At 43.5% G+C, this 16,813-nt stretch carries 13 protein-coding genes; 7 read left to right on the top strand and 6 right to left on the bottom strand.

Annotated features, from left to right (window positions below):
* Positions 1 to 123: 123 nt before the first annotated feature.
* Positions 124 to 705, top strand: a complete 582-nt coding sequence (locus ACI2JM_RS11960) for a manganese efflux pump MntP family protein (protein ID WP_404644435.1) — start codon at positions 124 to 126, stop codon at positions 703 to 705.
* A gap of 123 nt (positions 706 to 828) precedes the next feature.
* Here ACI2JM_RS11960 and rlmF read toward each other — a convergent pair whose 3' ends face one another.
* Both rlmF and ACI2JM_RS11950 read right to left on the bottom strand, forming a co-directional pair.
* Complete coding sequence (rlmF, locus tag ACI2JM_RS11955; protein WP_404644433.1) at positions 829 to 1,866, bottom strand: 23S rRNA (adenine(1618)-N(6))-methyltransferase RlmF; 1,038 nt, start codon at positions 1,864 to 1,866, stop codon at positions 829 to 831.
* 65 nt (positions 1,867 to 1,931) lie between these two features.
* Positions 1,932 to 2,669 (bottom strand): LysE family translocator, encoded by a 738-nt coding sequence (locus ACI2JM_RS11950; RefSeq protein WP_404644431.1) that lies wholly within the window; start codon positions 2,667 to 2,669, stop codon positions 1,932 to 1,934.
* Positions 2,670 to 2,885: 216 nt separating this feature from the next.
* On the opposite strand from ACI2JM_RS11950, the gene ACI2JM_RS11945 reads away from it, so the two are divergent.
* Entirely contained in the window at positions 2,886 to 3,701 is an 816-nt protein-coding gene (locus ACI2JM_RS11945) for a crotonase/enoyl-CoA hydratase family protein (protein ID WP_404644429.1), read from the top strand.
* A 166-nt stretch (positions 3,702 to 3,867) separates the two neighbouring features.
* Here ACI2JM_RS11945 and ACI2JM_RS11940 read toward each other — a convergent pair whose 3' ends face one another.
* Complete coding sequence (locus ACI2JM_RS11940; protein WP_404644427.1) at positions 3,868 to 4,701, bottom strand: hypothetical protein; 834 nt, start codon at positions 4,699 to 4,701, stop codon at positions 3,868 to 3,870.
* Between the two features lie 244 nt (positions 4,702 to 4,945).
* Between ACI2JM_RS11940 and ACI2JM_RS11935 the strand changes: the two genes are divergently transcribed.
* Positions 4,946 to 6,124 carry a MalY/PatB family protein gene (locus ACI2JM_RS11935; protein ID WP_404644425.1) on the top strand — a complete coding sequence of 393 codons (1,179 nt, stop codon included), beginning with the start codon at positions 4,946 to 4,948 and terminating at the stop codon, positions 6,122 to 6,124.
* A gap of 128 nt (positions 6,125 to 6,252) precedes the next feature.
* Here the strand turns inward: ACI2JM_RS11935 and ACI2JM_RS11930 are convergent, their stop codons facing one another.
* The 3 genes from ACI2JM_RS11930 to ACI2JM_RS11920 all read right to left on the bottom strand — a co-directional run bounded on the left by ACI2JM_RS11930 (position 6,253) and on the right by ACI2JM_RS11920 (position 11,496).
* Positions 6,253 to 7,821, bottom strand: coding sequence for an FGGY-family carbohydrate kinase (locus tag ACI2JM_RS11930; protein WP_404644423.1), 1,569 nt, complete (start codon positions 7,819 to 7,821; stop codon positions 6,253 to 6,255).
* Positions 7,822 to 7,984: 163 nt separating this feature from the next.
* Positions 7,985 to 9,652, bottom strand: a complete 1,668-nt coding sequence (locus ACI2JM_RS11925; protein ID WP_404644421.1) for a glycerol-3-phosphate dehydrogenase/oxidase — start codon at positions 9,650 to 9,652, stop codon at positions 7,985 to 7,987.
* An 86-nt stretch (positions 9,653 to 9,738) separates the two neighbouring features.
* Positions 9,739 to 11,496, bottom strand: coding sequence for an FAD-binding oxidoreductase (locus ACI2JM_RS11920; RefSeq protein WP_404644419.1), 1,758 nt, complete (start codon positions 11,494 to 11,496; stop codon positions 9,739 to 9,741).
* A 615-nt stretch (positions 11,497 to 12,111) separates the two neighbouring features.
* Here ACI2JM_RS11920 and guaA point away from each other — a divergent pair.
* The 4 genes from guaA to ACI2JM_RS11900 all read left to right on the top strand — a co-directional run bounded on the left by guaA (position 12,112) and on the right by ACI2JM_RS11900 (position 16,731).
* Positions 12,112 to 13,707: a glutamine-hydrolyzing GMP synthase gene (gene guaA / locus ACI2JM_RS11915; RefSeq protein ID WP_404644417.1), complete on the top strand. Its 1,596-nt coding sequence runs from the start codon at positions 12,112 to 12,114 to the stop codon at positions 13,705 to 13,707.
* Between the two features lie 371 nt (positions 13,708 to 14,078).
* Complete coding sequence (locus ACI2JM_RS11910) at positions 14,079 to 14,777, top strand: DUF2628 domain-containing protein (RefSeq protein WP_404644415.1); 699 nt, start codon at positions 14,079 to 14,081, stop codon at positions 14,775 to 14,777.
* A gap of 42 nt (positions 14,778 to 14,819) precedes the next feature.
* Complete coding sequence (locus tag ACI2JM_RS11905) at positions 14,820 to 15,635, top strand: hypothetical protein (protein ID WP_404644413.1); 816 nt, start codon at positions 14,820 to 14,822, stop codon at positions 15,633 to 15,635.
* 178 nt (positions 15,636 to 15,813) lie between these two features.
* Positions 15,814 to 16,731, top strand: a complete 918-nt coding sequence (locus ACI2JM_RS11900; protein ID WP_404644411.1) for an AIPR family protein — start codon at positions 15,814 to 15,816, stop codon at positions 16,729 to 16,731.
* Positions 16,732 to 16,813: the final 82 nt, after the last annotated feature.

The raw sequence follows: 16,813 nt of genomic DNA, 5'->3' as shown, positions 1-16,813 counted from the left end.
TAGCATAATATTGTGACTCACTAAAAAACCACCGCTTTGGCAGTCAAGGCGGTGGTTTTTTAATGTTAGAATTGTTTCACGTGAAACTTGGTTTACGAATTGCTTTAGATAATGGATATAGAAATGATCGAAGTTTTTTTACTTGCGATAGCCTTGGCGATGGATGCATTTGCGGTCGCGATTGGGTTAGGGGCTAAGTCGCAAAAGCACTCATCTGCTTATGTGCTGCGTTTAGCGGTTTATGCAGCACTGTATTTTGGTATTGCGCAGGGTGTGATGCCGCTGATAGGTTATCTATTGGGTGCAGTATTGCTAGGCTGGTTGGCGACTGCTGCACCGTGGATTGGTGGTGGGATTCTTATTATGCTTGGCGCTAAGATGTTATATGAAGCGTTTAATGGTGAGGTTGAAGCGGTATTAGCAGACAGTTTTGACGTCAACATACAAGAAAAAATCAATCATCGTATGATGTTTACATTGGCTATCGCTACCAGTATTGATGCGATGGCAGCAGGCTTTACTTTGAATTTACTAGCAGTTAATGCGTGGCTAGCGTGCTTCATTATCGCTATTATCACCGCTGGATTTGGCTTTTGCGGTAGCTATTTAGGTAAGTCTTCTGGAACTTGGCTCGAGGATAAAGCTGAGATACTGGGTGGATTAGTACTGATAGCCATTGGCATAAAGGTGATGTTTATCCGTTAATAAGCATCATTATTTGAATTGATTCTCTACAATAAAAAGCACCCCTTTGATGATCAAAGGGGTGCTTTTTTAATAAAGACTTTGTTTCACGTGAAACAATAACTATTTTATATTAACTACTATTTACTCTTCGTCAGTATCAAAACGCCATGCGAGTATACGTGTGCTTTTTTGACCTTGGCTCATCTCAATGATGCGCATTTGGGCAACACCAAGTTGTTTTAACAGCAATTGCATTGGTTTCACGTTTTCTGATTTTGAGACTAAACTTGTGAACCAGCCAACATGCTCAGCGAAATCTTGACTCTCTTTTGCCATTTTGGTTAAGAAGGCAATCTCACCACCCTCAGACCATAGCTCTTTATGCTGACCACCAAAGTTTAGGTTTTGCGCGGCATTGCCAGATTTGGTTGAGCTGCGGCTAATTTGTACGTTCTCATTCTTACCGCGATGTCGTTGTAAATTATGCTGCTTACGGCTATTGGCTTCCATCGCTTCTTCTAATGAGGCATGGAACGGAGGATTACATACCACCACATCGAAGTAATCTTGGCGACCGATGATATTTTTAAAAATAAATTTAGGTTCGGTCTGTAGTTTGACTTTAACGGCACTTTTTAGCTTTGGATTGGTCTCACAAATAAGCGCGGCGGTATTGACCGAAATTGGGTCAATATCTGAAGCCGTAAAGCGCCAGCCGTAACTTTGGCTACCAACAATGGGGTAAATAGCACTGGCACCAGTACCAATATCAAGGGCATGGATTTCCTTGCCAGTCGGCGGTGTATTGTCTTTATTCACGTGCGTCGTTTGCGCAAGCAAATCAGCAATATAATGAATATAATCGGCACGTCCCGGAATCGGTGGACAGAGATAACCTTCCGGAATATCCCAAAACTTCACACCATAATAATTTGCTAGTAGTGCCTGATTAAGGACGCGCACGGCGGCACTGTCTGAGAAGTTAATCGTCGACTCGCCTTTGGGATTGGTAATGGTGTGCTTAGCAAGCTCAGGCAAAGCGCGAGTCAATACTTCAAAGTCATAACGACCTTGGTGCGGATTGCGCGGATGTAGCTGCCCTAATTTTTTGGCAGTTTCAGGCGATCTGTTTCGTTGATTGTTGGCGGTCGGGCGACGGTTCATAGGCTTACTGGTCATAGTATCGGGCTTTGATGTTTGAATATAATGCACCATTTTAGCAGATTTCACGAGTCACTAGCGTCTTATCGACTACGTAAAATCAGATTTAATCCCAATATTATCATCGCTGTACCCAATACGCGGTCGATCCAATGTTCAAAACGCTGAAAGCGACGATGAATGGCAGGAATAGACAGTAACATCACCACGGTACTAAACCATGCCATCTGCAAGACCATCATCCATACGCCATAAATAGCCAATTGCCACAGCGGTATATCGGGTGATAAAACGAGGGTAAATATCGCCACGAAATAGACGGGCGCTTTTGGATTAAATACATTGCAAAAAAAGCCACGACGCAGAATAGCAGCGGTTGAGTTTGTATCGGTAGGCGGTTTTTTATTAGAAATGGCTTTATCAGAAAGCTCGGTATGATTGGTAGAAGTCGTTTGCTTAATAAGCATATCTTGTGAAACGTGAACACCTGAATCTATTAGCTCTACTGGATTTGCTAATTCTGATGTTTTTTTAGCTTTGGCTTGAATACCTTGCCATCCTAGATAAATAAGATAACTGCCGCCCAACCATTTAATAGCAGTGAGTAGTGGCTGCGAATGGGCAATCACCGTTGCCAGTCCTAGCACCGAATAAGTGATGTGTATCGCAAGACCCAAGGTAATACCAAGGCTACAAATCAAACCTGTGCGTCTACCTTTTGCCAAGGTTTGCTGTGAGACTAATACAAAATCAGGACCCGGAGAGGCGGCAGCGAGTAGATGGACGCTGGTGATAAGCAAAAAACCGTGCCAAAATTCCATAAAATGCTCTGAGTCATGTCTTGAGTTGGATAATAGTTGCATATTAGCGTAAATGAGGTCAACTAATATCGATACCGGCTATTGATGCTCATGCTAAAACGATGCTTGCGTTGCACCGAACGTATGTCTATATTGAAAGTAAGTTACATAATTTTTAGCGGTATTAATTCGCCATGTGACAAACCATAAAACGATCGCTCTAATAAGGATAAAAACATGACTACGGAAAGTAATAATAGTAATTCTACTAGCAATGACACTCGCATTACCTATGACTTCCAAGATTACATCTGCCTAATCGGACTCAATCGTGCCGATAAACGCAATGCCTTTGATAGCCATATGATTAAGCAATTGTCTGACGCACTCACTAATTATGAAAACGATGCCAATCTTCGCTGTGCGCTGATATTCGCTCACGGTGAGCACTTTACCGCAGGTCTTGATTTGATGGAGCTACAAGATAAATGGGATAAAGGCGCATTTGAGTTTGCTGCCGACGAAATCGATCCGTGGGGAATCGGTGGCAAATTACGCAGTAAGCCAGTCGTCGTGGCAGTACAAGGCACCTGCTTTACCGCTGGGATTGAGTTGATGCTCAATAGTGATGTCGTTATCGCTAGTGATAACTGCAACTTTGCGCAAATGGAAGTTCAGCGCGGTATTATGCCGTTTGGTGGCGCGACTGTACGCTTTGTAGCAGCAGCTGGCTGGCAAAAAGCCATGCCGTATCTATTAACAGGTAAAAACTTTGACGCGCAAACGGCTGATAGACTGAATTTGGTCAGCGAAGTGGTGGCAAATGGAGAAGAATACGAGCGCGCGCTAACTATCGCTAAAGAGATTTGCAAAGCTGCACCGCTTGGCGTACAAGGATTACTATCCTCAGCACAAGAGGCCAGTCGCAATGGCGCAAAAGTAGCATTAGCTAATATTCATGGTTATCTGCCGCTTTTGTTTCATTCAGAAGATGCGAAAGAGGGTGCGATGGCGATGGTTGAGAGACGGGAAGCTGAGTTTGTGGGACGATAGATCTTTTCTGAAGTTCAACCTATCTAAAGCCCCACGCCAAACCCCTAAACCTAGTACCGTAATCTCAAATAGCAAAAACCCCGCCATGGCGAGGTCTCATTATTTTATCGAGTATAACTGGTGATAACTGCACCAGCGTTAGTAGCTTGGCACTGATTGACTACTATTATTTAGCTGATTTTTTATAGTAGTCAACCATCATAGTGCCTAATGTGCCGTTGTCATCGATAGTGACTATTCTAACCGTACCGGACTGTGATGCGGTACTAGACTGTACTTGTCCAGCATTACCTAAGACGACTTGGTTATTTTTAGCCGCCATTGCTCCGTTACCGATAGCGATGCTATTCATGCCGCCAGCCATAGATTTATTGCCTAGCGCTACCGAGTTTGCACCTTGTGCGGCTGCCGCTTCACCAACTGCGGTAGAGCGTACACCACTAGCATCGGCTAGATGACCAAAGGCTTGCGCGCGTTCGGCAGTGGCTTTTGATTGCCAACCGATAGACGTTGAGCCTAAACCTGCGGCATTGGCTTCCCCGCCAATAGCCGTTGCGGAGTTTAGACCTGCATTGGCTTTATTGCCGACAGCGACCGTATCGTTAGTACCACCAGCGATTGCAGCTTCGCCGACTGCGGTAGAGCGAACACCGCTAGCATTGGCTAGATGACCAAAGGCTTGCGCGCGTTCGGCAGTGGCTTTTGATTGCCAACCGATAGAGGTTGAGCCTAAACCTGCAGCGTTGGCTTGACCGCCGACAGCGGTTGCTGAGTTCAGACCTGCATTGGCCATATTACCGATAGCAACCGTGTCGTTAGTGCCGCTAGACATAGCACTATTGCCTAAAGTAATGGCAGTACTGTTCGTAGTGGTTTGGGTATTTGAAACTTGGGAGTCAGCACCTGTTGCCATAGCAGTGCATGCAGAAGTTGCGGCAATGGCGAGAGTAAGGGAACTGATTTTGAGTGCTAATTTTGATAGGGAATCCATTTTCATCATGCTAAATCCTTTTAGACAAGCCATCTTGGCTTAGTAGGGGGGGTGGGTAAAGGCCGATAGATTACAATCCTTGCAATGTCAGCGTACTTTGGCATAAATAACTTGATCATATGTAGAGTCCGCAACATTAATGTAACACTAATTTTTAACCATTTTCAAATAATGATAGCATTATATTTTCAAAGGTCATTTAAGCCGACGAATGAACAGTTATAATATAAAACTACCGTAAAGGAGAGCATCGGTGCTGTACAACTTTGATGAAATAATAGACAGACGTGATACGGGGTCGTTTAAATGGCATTATACCGATGACACCATTCCGCTGTGGGTCGCGGATATGGACTTTAAGACCGCCCAGCCTATTTTAGCGGCGATTGAGCAAGTAGCGCAGCATGGCATATTGGGTTACACCGTGCCGACCGAGCCGTTGTATCAAGCAATTATCGACTGGCATGGCAGTCGTTATGGCTTATCGCTTAACACGCAGGATATTCTTTTCTCTCCAGGCGTGGTACCAAGTTTGGTGCTGATGATGAAGGTGTTTACCGAGGCAGGGGATGCGGTACTCATCAATGATCCTATTTATACGCCTTTTATGACCAAGGTTTTGGACAATAATCGTAAGCTGGTGACTTCTGCATTACAGGAGAATGAGGGGCGATACTATCTGGATTTAGCTGATATAGAAGCTAAAATTATCGAGCATAAAGTTAAGCTGTATTTGCTGTGTAATCCGCATAATCCGGGCGGACGTGTATGGACAGCGGATGAGCTTGAAGCGCTGATTTTAATCTGCAAAAAGCACGATGTGGCGATTGTGAGTGATGAGATTCATCAAGATTTAACCTTGAAAGAGCATACATTTACGCCTTTTTTAACCCTAGCAACAGGCTATGAGCACAAAGTAGCCAGCCTAACCTCGATGACCAAAACCTTTAATGTTGCTGGTATCAAAGGCTCGATGATATTTGCTAAAGACAGCGGATTACTGAGTAAAATTAACCAGCAGCAGCGTTTAAGTGACGAACATGAGCTAAATTTATTTGCTTATACAGCGATGCGTAGTGCATATGAGCAAGGTGGTGAGTGGTTGGCGCAGGCGCTGACTTATATTGAAGCCAATATTGACTTAACGCTACAGTTTTTAGAAGAGCATTTGCCTAAGATTAAGGTGATGCGTCCAGAAGCTTCGTATTTGATTTGGCTAGATTGTTCGGCATATGCGCAAGACGATCAAATGCTTTATGACAAATTGAGAGCCGCCAAGGTTGAGTTGAGTGCAGGGATTAAATATGGTGGTGAAGGACGTCTTAAAATGCGCCTCAATGTGGCGTGTCCTAAAGCGCTGCTGATAGAAGGGCTAAACCGTATGCAAACAGCATTAAATAGCGATGTTTTTAATATAGTCGATTCAATTTAAAAAGAATACGGTGCTGCTGGGATGAATTTTGCGAAGCCTCTGAAGTGCGAAGTGCACAGCAAGCGAGGAAAGTTTATCCCAGCATAACGCTATTTTTAACATGCCTCTTTTATATCGAACTGACTGTATTACTTAGCTGGATAACCCGTAATATCTTGAATACTATGATACAAAGGCTGTAAGCGCTCGTACATCTTTAAATAGACTTCATTATACAAGCGCTTGTACAGCTGGACATTGGCATCAATGGGTAAGAATTCATCGCCCAAATGGGTCATCGCTTGTGTCGCGGTTAAATGGTCAGGATAAACGCCAAGACCCACCGCACAGTTGATGGCAGCGCCTAAGCCTGAAGCTTCATAAGTATGCGGTCGATAAGCGGGCATACCGAAGATATCTGCCGTCAGTTGCATCGCTGAGTCACTTTGGGAACCACCGCCAGACACACGCAGATGTTTAATGGCTTTGCCTGTACGCTTCTCAATGGTATCAAAACCAAGCTTTAGCTCATAAGCCAGCCCTTCTAAAATAGCGCGGTAGACATGCGCTCGCGTGTGTACATCGCCAAAACCAATGAGCGCGCCTTTGCCTTCAAGCCCCGGATGCCGAACACCGGGCGACCAGTATGGCTGCATCATTAGCCCCATACAGCCCGCTGGAATGTCTTTGACTGCCTTGTCGAGTAGTTTTTCAGTATCAACACCCTGCGTTTTTGCCAGTTGCTCTTCATACTGGGCAAATTGCTCCTTAAACCAGCTAACCATCCAAAAGCCGCGATAAATCATATATTCATGATTGTAGTAATTTGGCGCGGCAGCGGTGTAGGCGGGCATGTGCTTGAGTATCTCAATATAACGGCTCGACGTGGTATTGATAGTCGCAGTAGTGCCAAAGCTTAAGCAGGCGGTATCGGCGGCAAGTCCGGCGGAGCCCAACGCTTCGCAAGCTTTATCACTGGCGGCAGCAATCATTGGCGTGCCTTCAAGAATACCAGTAGCGGCGGCAGCGTGAGCGGTAATATGACCAAGTAGCTGCCCAGGTGGCATAAGTTTGGGCATTTGCTCTATCCGGCAACTGAACAGTCGCCATTTGATGTTGTTTGGCTTAAACCATGCTTGCGCTTTGTAATCGTAAGGCAGATAGCCTAAGGCATGACCAGTAGAGTCGGCAATCTCGCCTGTGAGCTGATAGGTGAGGTACGCGGATAAATTGACATAATAGGCTGTTTTTTCCCATATCTCTGGCTCATGATGAGCAAGCCAGTTACAGCGGGCTTTTTGCTGCGCCTCTTGTACCAGCTCGCCCATACCGATGACTTTGGTGAGTGGACCTAGAAAGCCTATGTCATTGGTTTCGCCGCGACGCAAATCCATCCACACGATAGCTGGGCGTAACGGTTGTTTATCCTTGTCCAAACATATCATGGTATAGCGCTGGGTGGCGAGGCTGACGCCGGCAATTTGCTCGGGCGTAATATCGCAGCTTTGCCACAGCTGCTGACAGGCCTCGCTTAATTTTTGCCAATAATAGTCGGCATGTTGCTCCGCAAAATTTGGCTGCGTTGAAAAATACGGTTCGATAATGACGCGGGCTTTGGCAATCTCGCTACCGAATTGATCAAAGATAAGCGCTCTGACACTTTGGGTGCCATTGTCGATAGCTAAGAAATAAATAGGGGCATCAAGGTTATGGGTCATAGTCATCCTTAACTATGTGGGAATAGATATATAGATCAATAAAAATACAATGATTATAGTGTGCTATTGGGGTAAGTTTTCCACATCCTGTGTCTGCGTAGGCACAGCAAACAAGGGAAATTTATATCAGTAGCATTTACTATTAATACAATATAAAAAAGCGCTAAGCCGCTGGTAAATGATAGTAGCATTGCCATAATTGGGTATAGCGTTCAACTTCTCGCTGCCATTTTTGCTCATCCCAACCCAGTTCCTGCTGGCATATTTGTTTGAGCCTATCGCTAATCAATGGCGTCATTGCGCCATGTGGCAGTATCAAGCCCAAGCGCGTACGGCGTAGTAGTAAATCGTCCAAGTGAATGACTTGCTCATAATGCGCCGCAAAACGGATTTCCGCCCAAATGGTGTTGCTATCGGTCACATAAGCCAAATCATCGTCATGCGCTAATTCTAATAAGGTATCAAGCTGTAGACCGTAAAACCCTTGCAAGCGTTGTTGCAATAGTGGTGTTAGGGTTGAAAATTTGGGATTGGTTGGCGGCTGATTACTAAAGACTTGGCTGCTATATGAGACATTATCTTGAGTAGCTGACTCATCAAGTTCGAGCACCTTTTGACAAACTTTCAGTACATCAAGGGCGATTAGGCGAAAGGTGGTTAATTTGCCGCCACTGACGGTCACTAAATTATTATCCAACCAAACGCTATGGTCGCGTTTTTCTTTACTCGGGCTGACGCGCTTACCATCACCGCCATCAGAAATCAGTGGACGCACGCCTGCCCATGAGCTGATGACATCTTTGCGGCTAATGTCTACATTATCAAAGAGATTATTGGTCGCTGCCAATAGGTAATCCACCTCTTCATTAGTGATACCGACTTCGTTATCGTCTAATGGCGGATGATCCAAATCGGTAGTACCAAGGACGGTACGGTTTTCCCATGGAAAGACAAAGACGGCTCTTTTGTCGATAGGGTGCAAAAAAGTATAGGCTTGTTTGATTGGTAGGCGCTCTTGGCTGACCACCAGATGGCTACCACGCGACGGGCGAATTTGTTTATGCAAGCTTTGTTCTGTTTGTTTGCTTGCCTGCATTCTTAGAGTATCCGCCCAAGCACCCGTCGCGCTGACCACCACTTTGGCATGAATATCGTAAGTATGATTGCTATCTTCAGCAGAAGTATCTAATAGAGTAGCGCCAACGACCAAGCCTTGCTCATTAGTAATTAACGACTCAGCTTTAAGGTAGTTAATCGCCTGCGCGCCGTCATTAATCGCCTCATCAAGTACCCGCATCACAAGGCGTGAGTCATCGGTCACTGCATCGCTAAATTGACTGGCGCCCAAAAATTTTTCTTGCTTGATGTGCGGATTAAGCTGTAAAAAAGCGTCTTTTTTAAAGTATTTAGAGTAGCGCTTGCCCGCGAGCCCATCGTAGACACGTAGCAAGGTATTGAATATCCATGGCGGTGGAAACTTGCCTTTATAATGCGGCATGACGTAATGCATCTCGTTGACGAGACCTTTTGCTTCGCTTAGCATGCGCTCGCGCTCACGGACGCTAAGCAAGGTCGTCTTATAATCACCCGAAGCAATATAGCGTAGCCCGCCATGTACCATTTTACTTGAGCGGCTGGACGTGCCCCACGCAAAGTCTTTTTGCTCGATTAACAAAACTGCTAAGCCGCGCCTTGCTGCCTCGCGAGCAATCCCAGCACCAGTAATGCCGCCACCGATGATGAGCATATCCCAAGGTTCCTCTTGAGACGAGCGCCGAGATAAAGGCGCTAATGCTTGCTGGCGTTGCTGATGTTGATTGGCTTGGTTCATAAACGACTCATCTCAAATGATACTCAAATTAATCAGCGACTTAACCTGTTTAAGCCAACTAGTGACGCTAAGGCGACCGCTGCCTTTTACTCTTTAATTAAAACACCCGGATTCATACGCCGCTCAGGGTCCAAACTTTTAAGCATATCACTGGTCACTTGGATACCTAGCTTCCCTTTTTCAGCCGCTAGATAAGGCGCATGATCACGGCCAACGCCATGCTGATGCGATATCGTCGCTGTGCCATTGGCCAGACTTAAACTGGCGGCATGTTTGATTTTTTGCCAGCGGCTTAACGTGCTGGCATGATCTTTAGCCGCTCTAAAGAAGTAAGTGGTATAGAGGCTAGCACCTTGCTTATAGACGTGAGAGATATGGGTAAAGGCCATTACTTCTTCGCATTCATCTACCAAGGAAGTCCGAACGGCTTCTTGCATCTGCTGCATCTGCTCGTCGATATGATTCCAGTTGGTTGCGGTCTCAAAGGTATCAACCATGATGCCTTTTTCCCACAGTGTGCCGCGCAAATAAGGGAATTTAAAGCGTCCATGCGCCCAGACACTGCCCATGATATCGGTTATTTTACCCGTGACACTACCGTGCTGTTTTAATAGCTTATTAAACTGCGTCAGTGCCAGTTTATTCTGTGCTTTATCCCCTGAAATGCCATAAGTGAGCATGACTTTATCTGAGCTGAGTCCGCGCGCTTTAAGATAAGTGCTAATCGCCATAAACTGGCTAGGCGTAGTACCTAAATGTAGATGCGCGTCAGTCTCGACCGCATTGCTTAGGCGTAGCATTGATAATTGAATATTTTTTTGAACCGCTTGTCTAAGCACTTCTTTACCCGCTGCCCAGTTCGGTAAAAAAGCAACTTTAAACAGCTCTTCTTCGGGTTGTGGTTGTACCCGCATTTTGACTTCAGTAAAAATACCAGCGCGACCTTCAGTGCCCATCATCATTTCACGCAGATCAGGTCCTGCCGCTGACGCTGGAATATCAGCAATATTCAATATCCCTTTTGGGGTCACCAACGTACCACCAGCAAACATCTGTTCGATGCGTCCGTAACCTAAAGATTGCTGACCACTAGAGCGCGCTGCAATCCAGCCGCCCAGTGTCGATAGCTCCCAAGACTGAGGATAATGTCCCAAGCGGTAGCCGTGTGCGTCCAGTTGTGCTTCGACTGCTGGCCCTTGTGTACCTGCGCCAAAAGTAGCAATTTGGCTCTCACTGTCTAAGTCAATCAGCTGATCCATCTTGCTCATGGCGATGGTCACGACGGGGCGTGAACCCTTTTGCGGATTGATATGACCCGCGACTGAAGTGCCGCCACCGAAAGGAATGACGATGAGGTCGTGCTCGCTCGCTAGCTTTAATAAAGTTTCGACATCAGCGGTCGATTCAGGAAAAGCGACCCCATCAGGAAAGACTTCAAAGTCGCCACCATGCATGGCTATCCAGTCTGGAAAGCTTTGGCCGCGTGCGTGTCTAAGTCTCACTTCGTTGTCGACAGATACAGTATCAAGCTCAGTCATAGCAACAGGCAAGCGCGATTTGGGGACGGTTTTAATTACTTGCTGTAAGCTCACTGATGATAGTTTTTTGGTTTTACCAATGTGCGATTTGATCAGTTTCGCCCCGTGCGCTGAGACTTTTTTATTAATATTGATATTGCCCCAGCCATTCCAGCGCGTTTGCTCGATTGGGGTATTTACCGTATTACCCTTTGAGGCAGCGTCAATACTGGTGTTATTGGTATTTTGATTATTAGGATTTACTAAAATAGCTTTAGACGGGTCAGATTTAGGGCGTTTTCGGATAAGGGCTTTGATTTTGCTCATAGGGACATACCTGTCAATTTATTATGATTATCTGTGACTATAATAAGTAACTGTTTTCTGTACATTAGTCAACAACGATTGGTGTGCTGTTCCGACTTGCTAATTCTTTATTCCCCACCAAAACCATCAGTCTATGGGCTAAGTAGTACCAAATAACACCAATAAACCCTAATATATAAAAATACCAATGCGGTGAGACTAAGCTTGCGAAGATTTCAGATGAAGTCCATGTGTTGCCGAATAATATGCGGTAATCATAGGCGACACTGATGCAAGCTTCTCTGTAGAATACTATTTAAAAAAGTATAATGGCTATTTTGTAATAACACTTGTTTGTAATAATGCTTGAACCAGAATTTATGCGTTGCCTATAGAAGTATTAGGTCAATTAATCGCGTTTTTATTCTGTTGACTGCTCTACAGTGCCTTATCATCGCTACCTAGATGTAGAAAAATATAGAAGAAATGCATTCATTAATGAAATAAAGTAGAGGTTTATACTGATGAGCTATAGATTTATATACCAGTTAGCAGATTAGCGTATTTTTATAACCAATAGACTGCTCAAACTTGTTAAAATAGCGCACCAATTTATTTATTGATGGACACTACGTTATGACAACTGCTGCCAACGTTCCTACTATTAAAGAAGATCGCATCTTAATTCTCGATTTTGGCTCACAGTACAGCCAGCTTATCGCCCGCCGTGTCCGTGATTCTGGGGTATTCTGTGAGATGTTCCCGTTTGATATCGATACCCAGCGCATTATCGATTTTGGCGCAAAAGGCGTCATTTTATCTGGCGGTCCTGAGAGCGTGCACGCAGATGACAGCCCACGCATCAATGATGCCGTATTTGATCTAGGCGTACCAGTATTGGGTATCTGCTATGGTATGCAAGCGATGGCAGAGCGCTTCGGTGGTAAAGTTCATGCCAGTGATATCCATGAATTTGGCGCAGCAACCATCAATATCGATGGCAAATCAACGCTGACTGATGGTATCGAAGACGCAGCAGCGAAGCTAAATGTGTGGATGAGTCATGGCGATAAAGTGGTCGATGCCCCACAAGGTTTCGATATCGTTGCCAGCACGCCAAGCTGCCCGATTGCAATTATGGCTGATGATTCGCGCCACTATTACGGTCTCCAGTTCCATCCTGAAGTTACTCATACCGCACAAGGTCAGGCATTGCTAGGACGTTTCGTCCATGAAATCTGTGGCTGCGCGGGTAGCTGGACGCCTGATAACATCATCGATATGCGTATTGAGCAACTGAAAAAGCAAATCGGTGATAAGCAAGTATTACTTGGTCTCTCAGGCGGCGTTGATAGTTCAGTCGTCGCAGCGTTATTGCATAAAGCGATTGGCGATCAATTAACCTGTGTGTTTGTTGATACTGGTCTTTTGCGTCTGCACGAAGGCGACCAAGTGATGCAAATTTTCGCAGAAAACATGGGTGTAAAAGTCATCCGTGTCGATGCTGAAGAGTTATTCTTAACGGCATTGGCTGGCGAGTCTGACCCTGAAGCCAAGCGTAAAATCATTGGTAAAACCTTTATCGACGTCTTCGCTAATAGTGCGCGTGAAATCAGTGAGCAAAGCGATGGTAAAGTCATCGAATTCTTAGCGCAAGGCACGATTTATCCAGACGTGATTGAATCAGCGAAGTCGCATCAAGGTAAAGCGCACGTGATTAAGAGCCATCATAATGTTGGTGGTTTACCAGATGATTTGGCGTTTGAATTGGTTGAGCCGTTACGTGATTTGTTTAAAGATGAAGTCCGTAAATTGGGTATTACCCTTGGTTTACCAGCGAAGATGATTAACCGTCATCCGTTCCCAGGACCGGGTTTGGGCGTGCGTATTCTTGGCGAAGTGACCAAGGAATTCGCTGATATCTTGCGCTCAGCTGATGCTATTTTTATGGAAGAGCTTGAGCGTTCAGGCTGGTATGAGAAAACCGCGCAAGCGTTTGCGGTATTCCAACCGATCAAATCGGTCGGTGTGGTCGGTGATGGTCGCCGCTATGCGTGGGTAATTGCGCTACGTGCCGTTGAAACGGTAGACTTTATGACCGCGCGCTTTGCGCATCTGCCGTATGATTTGATTGAGACGGTATCGAATCGTATCATGAATGAAATCGCTGAAGTCTCGCGTGTGACTTATGATGTGTCGAGCAAGCCGCCTGCGACGATTGAGTGGGAATAAACCGTTTAAGTATTCTACACGGTAACGGTGTTAACCTAGCTAGATATACAAACACGTACTATCTGCGCTCGGTTGCCTTGTTACCATTTTAGACTACGTAAACTTATCTAAATAGCTTTTCAACTCATGTTTTATGAGTTGATATACGACTAATCAAGAATTAGATTAGTTCAATATAGCGATAAAAAAGCACTCAACTTGGTTGGGTGCTTTTTTTTGGTTAAAAAAAACAGGCAACTAATAATCCTCTAATTTTTCATTAAACATTTGTCTTTATTATCTATAATGTAGTCAACTTTAATTGGCTATTATTTATTAAAGTCGAGATAAGCCTATCAACCGTTCAGTATTTAGTAAAATTAAGGGATAAGATGTTTTGTAATAACTGTAATCAAGAAAATTCAAGCGAGGCAGGATTTTGTTCAAAATGTGGGCATCAGCTCTCTGACGTTCAAGTTCAAGCACAAACACAAACACCGCCACCATTAACGGCGGTTAATATTTCTAAAGATGCGCAAATCCCGAAAAATCAGTTGGCTTCTAGCTCTGAAAGTGCTGATGCTTTATTAGCGACTTTCGTCGGTGAAAAGTATGACAGTTTTTATCGTGACAAATGGTTTAAGGACAGCGAGCCACGCTTAGAGGTTAATAATGATGGCTCTAGTATACACAGTTTTAATTTGGCTGGACTTCTCCTGGGAACGTCTTGGTTGTGCTATCGTAAAATGTATCTAGTCGCTTTTTTTATTGTACTTGGCATTAATGCAGTTGATTTAGTCTTAATGCATCTGCTCGGTATGGAGGCGTATAGCTCTATAGGTCAAACCAGCTTTTTTGTCGCATGGGCAGTACTGACAGGACTTTTAGGTAATTATTTTTACTTTAGTCACAGCGTCAAAAATATAAAAAAAGTCATGAGTAATACAGCTGACCCAGCGACGGTCGAACAGGAGTTAGTGGCAAAGGGTGGTACGTCATGGGTTGGCGCCATCGTGGGTAGCATATTATCAGTATTGCTATCTATGGGTATGTCCTATTTGTTTGCGCCTGAGTGGTATTGGTTGGTGTAGTACGTCTAATAAATAAGGTTAATCTAAGGAGGCGAGACAAAAGTGATGGAACCATTAAAACAAGCATATGATTTGGAACTAACGGATAAGGATCATGGGCAAGGTTGGGCTTTTGGTCGCCCAGTCGGCATCACCACGGCTCAATGGCCGCGAAGCAGGATTAACGGTCTACCGATGGCGCACTTATGGACGATATTAGTGCCTGAAGCGTATCGCATAAAAGGGAAAGATCTCGTGGCAATATCGCTTTTTCAAGCGGATGATCATGTTGAAGATAGGGTAGACGGTGTTGAAGATATGATTGCTAATCTCACTGAGGTGAATGATACAGACGCTGAGAATTTTTGGGCGTCACTGAGTCGCTATGCTAACCATCGTCACCCTCAAGAAATCTATCTTGAAGATATTATTGGTGGTGGCTGGGCATTGATTTGGCTAACCAAGGAGGAGTTTGAAGGTGAAGCGACAGCACTGCCTAATAAAGAAGATAGTATATATCCAAATTATGAGATTGAAGAGTGGAGTAGCACTTGCTTTGTCAAAGATGAACCCGCTCAGTTTATTAAGCACGTTGTCCGAATAGATGATCCTAACGTTGGCAAGATGCTCGATGAGTGGGCAGATGAAGATAATGAAAATGCTTATATTCCGATGTTCTCTGAAAAAGGTGAGATATTAAAGCTTGATAGGTTTCATGCAAAAAGTCATTTTGGTGGTACGGCCAATCCCATTCAAGCGATGCCAGAATTTAGTCCTTTTTATATTGAGTTTGAAGAAACGCTTGGCGATGCCAATATGGGCGGTGGTAATGGACAAATTGATTTGCTGAATAATGAGTTTGATTGGGCGTGTGGTTAGCTGTTGATAAAGTTATGGCAGTCAGATTCGTTCTGTATTGCCATAAAAAAACACTCAACTTGGTTGGGTGTTTTTTTCGTTAATCAAATTTTACTGATTTTTGTTTGTACTTAATATTAGTTAAAATGTAATATAACTGAACGCTGTATGACCAATGAAGCTTTATTAGGAATAAATAATGACAAAATTTGAAACATTAATAAAAATAATTGATGAGTTACGTAAAGAAGCTCCAGAAGGTTATAAGTTTTATTACCCACTAGAAACCGAATTTGAAAAACTGAATCAAGCTCGTTCTAGAGCATATATTCATCTATTCCTAAAAGTTAAATTTGGAATACTAGATTTCGAAGCAAGAGAATCTTATATTACCGATGGAGCTGAGGATGGTGGAATAGATGCTTATTATATAGATACTGAGTTAAAGACAATTTTTTTTATACAGTCTAAATTTAGAGTGAATGAAAAGAACTTTGAAAGTAGGGAAATTAAATACGAAGAACTGTTAAATATGGATTTAGATAGAGTTCTTGATGGTGAAGAGAAGTATGAAAGCGGCATTCCTTACAATAATAAGGTTAAGAAACTAATATCCGAATTAAGAAACGTAAATGGTCTAGGTAGATATAGTTATGAAGTCATAATATTAGCTAATACAAAAAAAGTGCCGAAGTCTAAATTAGAAAAAATTACAGGAAGAGTAGGTAATGTATCAGAGTATAATTTTGAACGAAGCTATGAAGAATTATTATTTCCTGTGGTTACAGGCACATTCTATAACAATTCTGAACTTATTATAGAAATAAACTTAAGTGATAAAAGTTCAGAGGATATTAGTTATTCTGTAGAAACCGAATTTACTGATTGTCAGATTTCCGTACTATTTGTTCCTACAGTAGAAATTGCTAAAACTATGTACAAATATAAAAATTCTATATTAAAATATAATCCTAGAAGTTACCTAGATTTACATAGTAATGATGTAAATAAGAATATTGAAAATACTATAAAAAACAAAGCAACAAATGAATTTGCATTATTTAATAATGGTATAACAATGCTTTCAGATGAAACATTTTTAAAGGGGCTGTCCTAGATAAGTAAAATAATCTAGGATAGTCATATGAGAAAGAGCAGATTAAGTTGGTACAAACAAACCAGACTCATTGAACTATTTA

The organism is Psychrobacter sp. NPDC064578 (assembly GCF_044901245.1).
Classification (GTDB): Bacteria; Pseudomonadota; Gammaproteobacteria; order Pseudomonadales; family Moraxellaceae; genus Psychrobacter; species Psychrobacter cibarius_C.
This window is presented reverse-complemented; position numbering and strand designations above follow the sequence as displayed.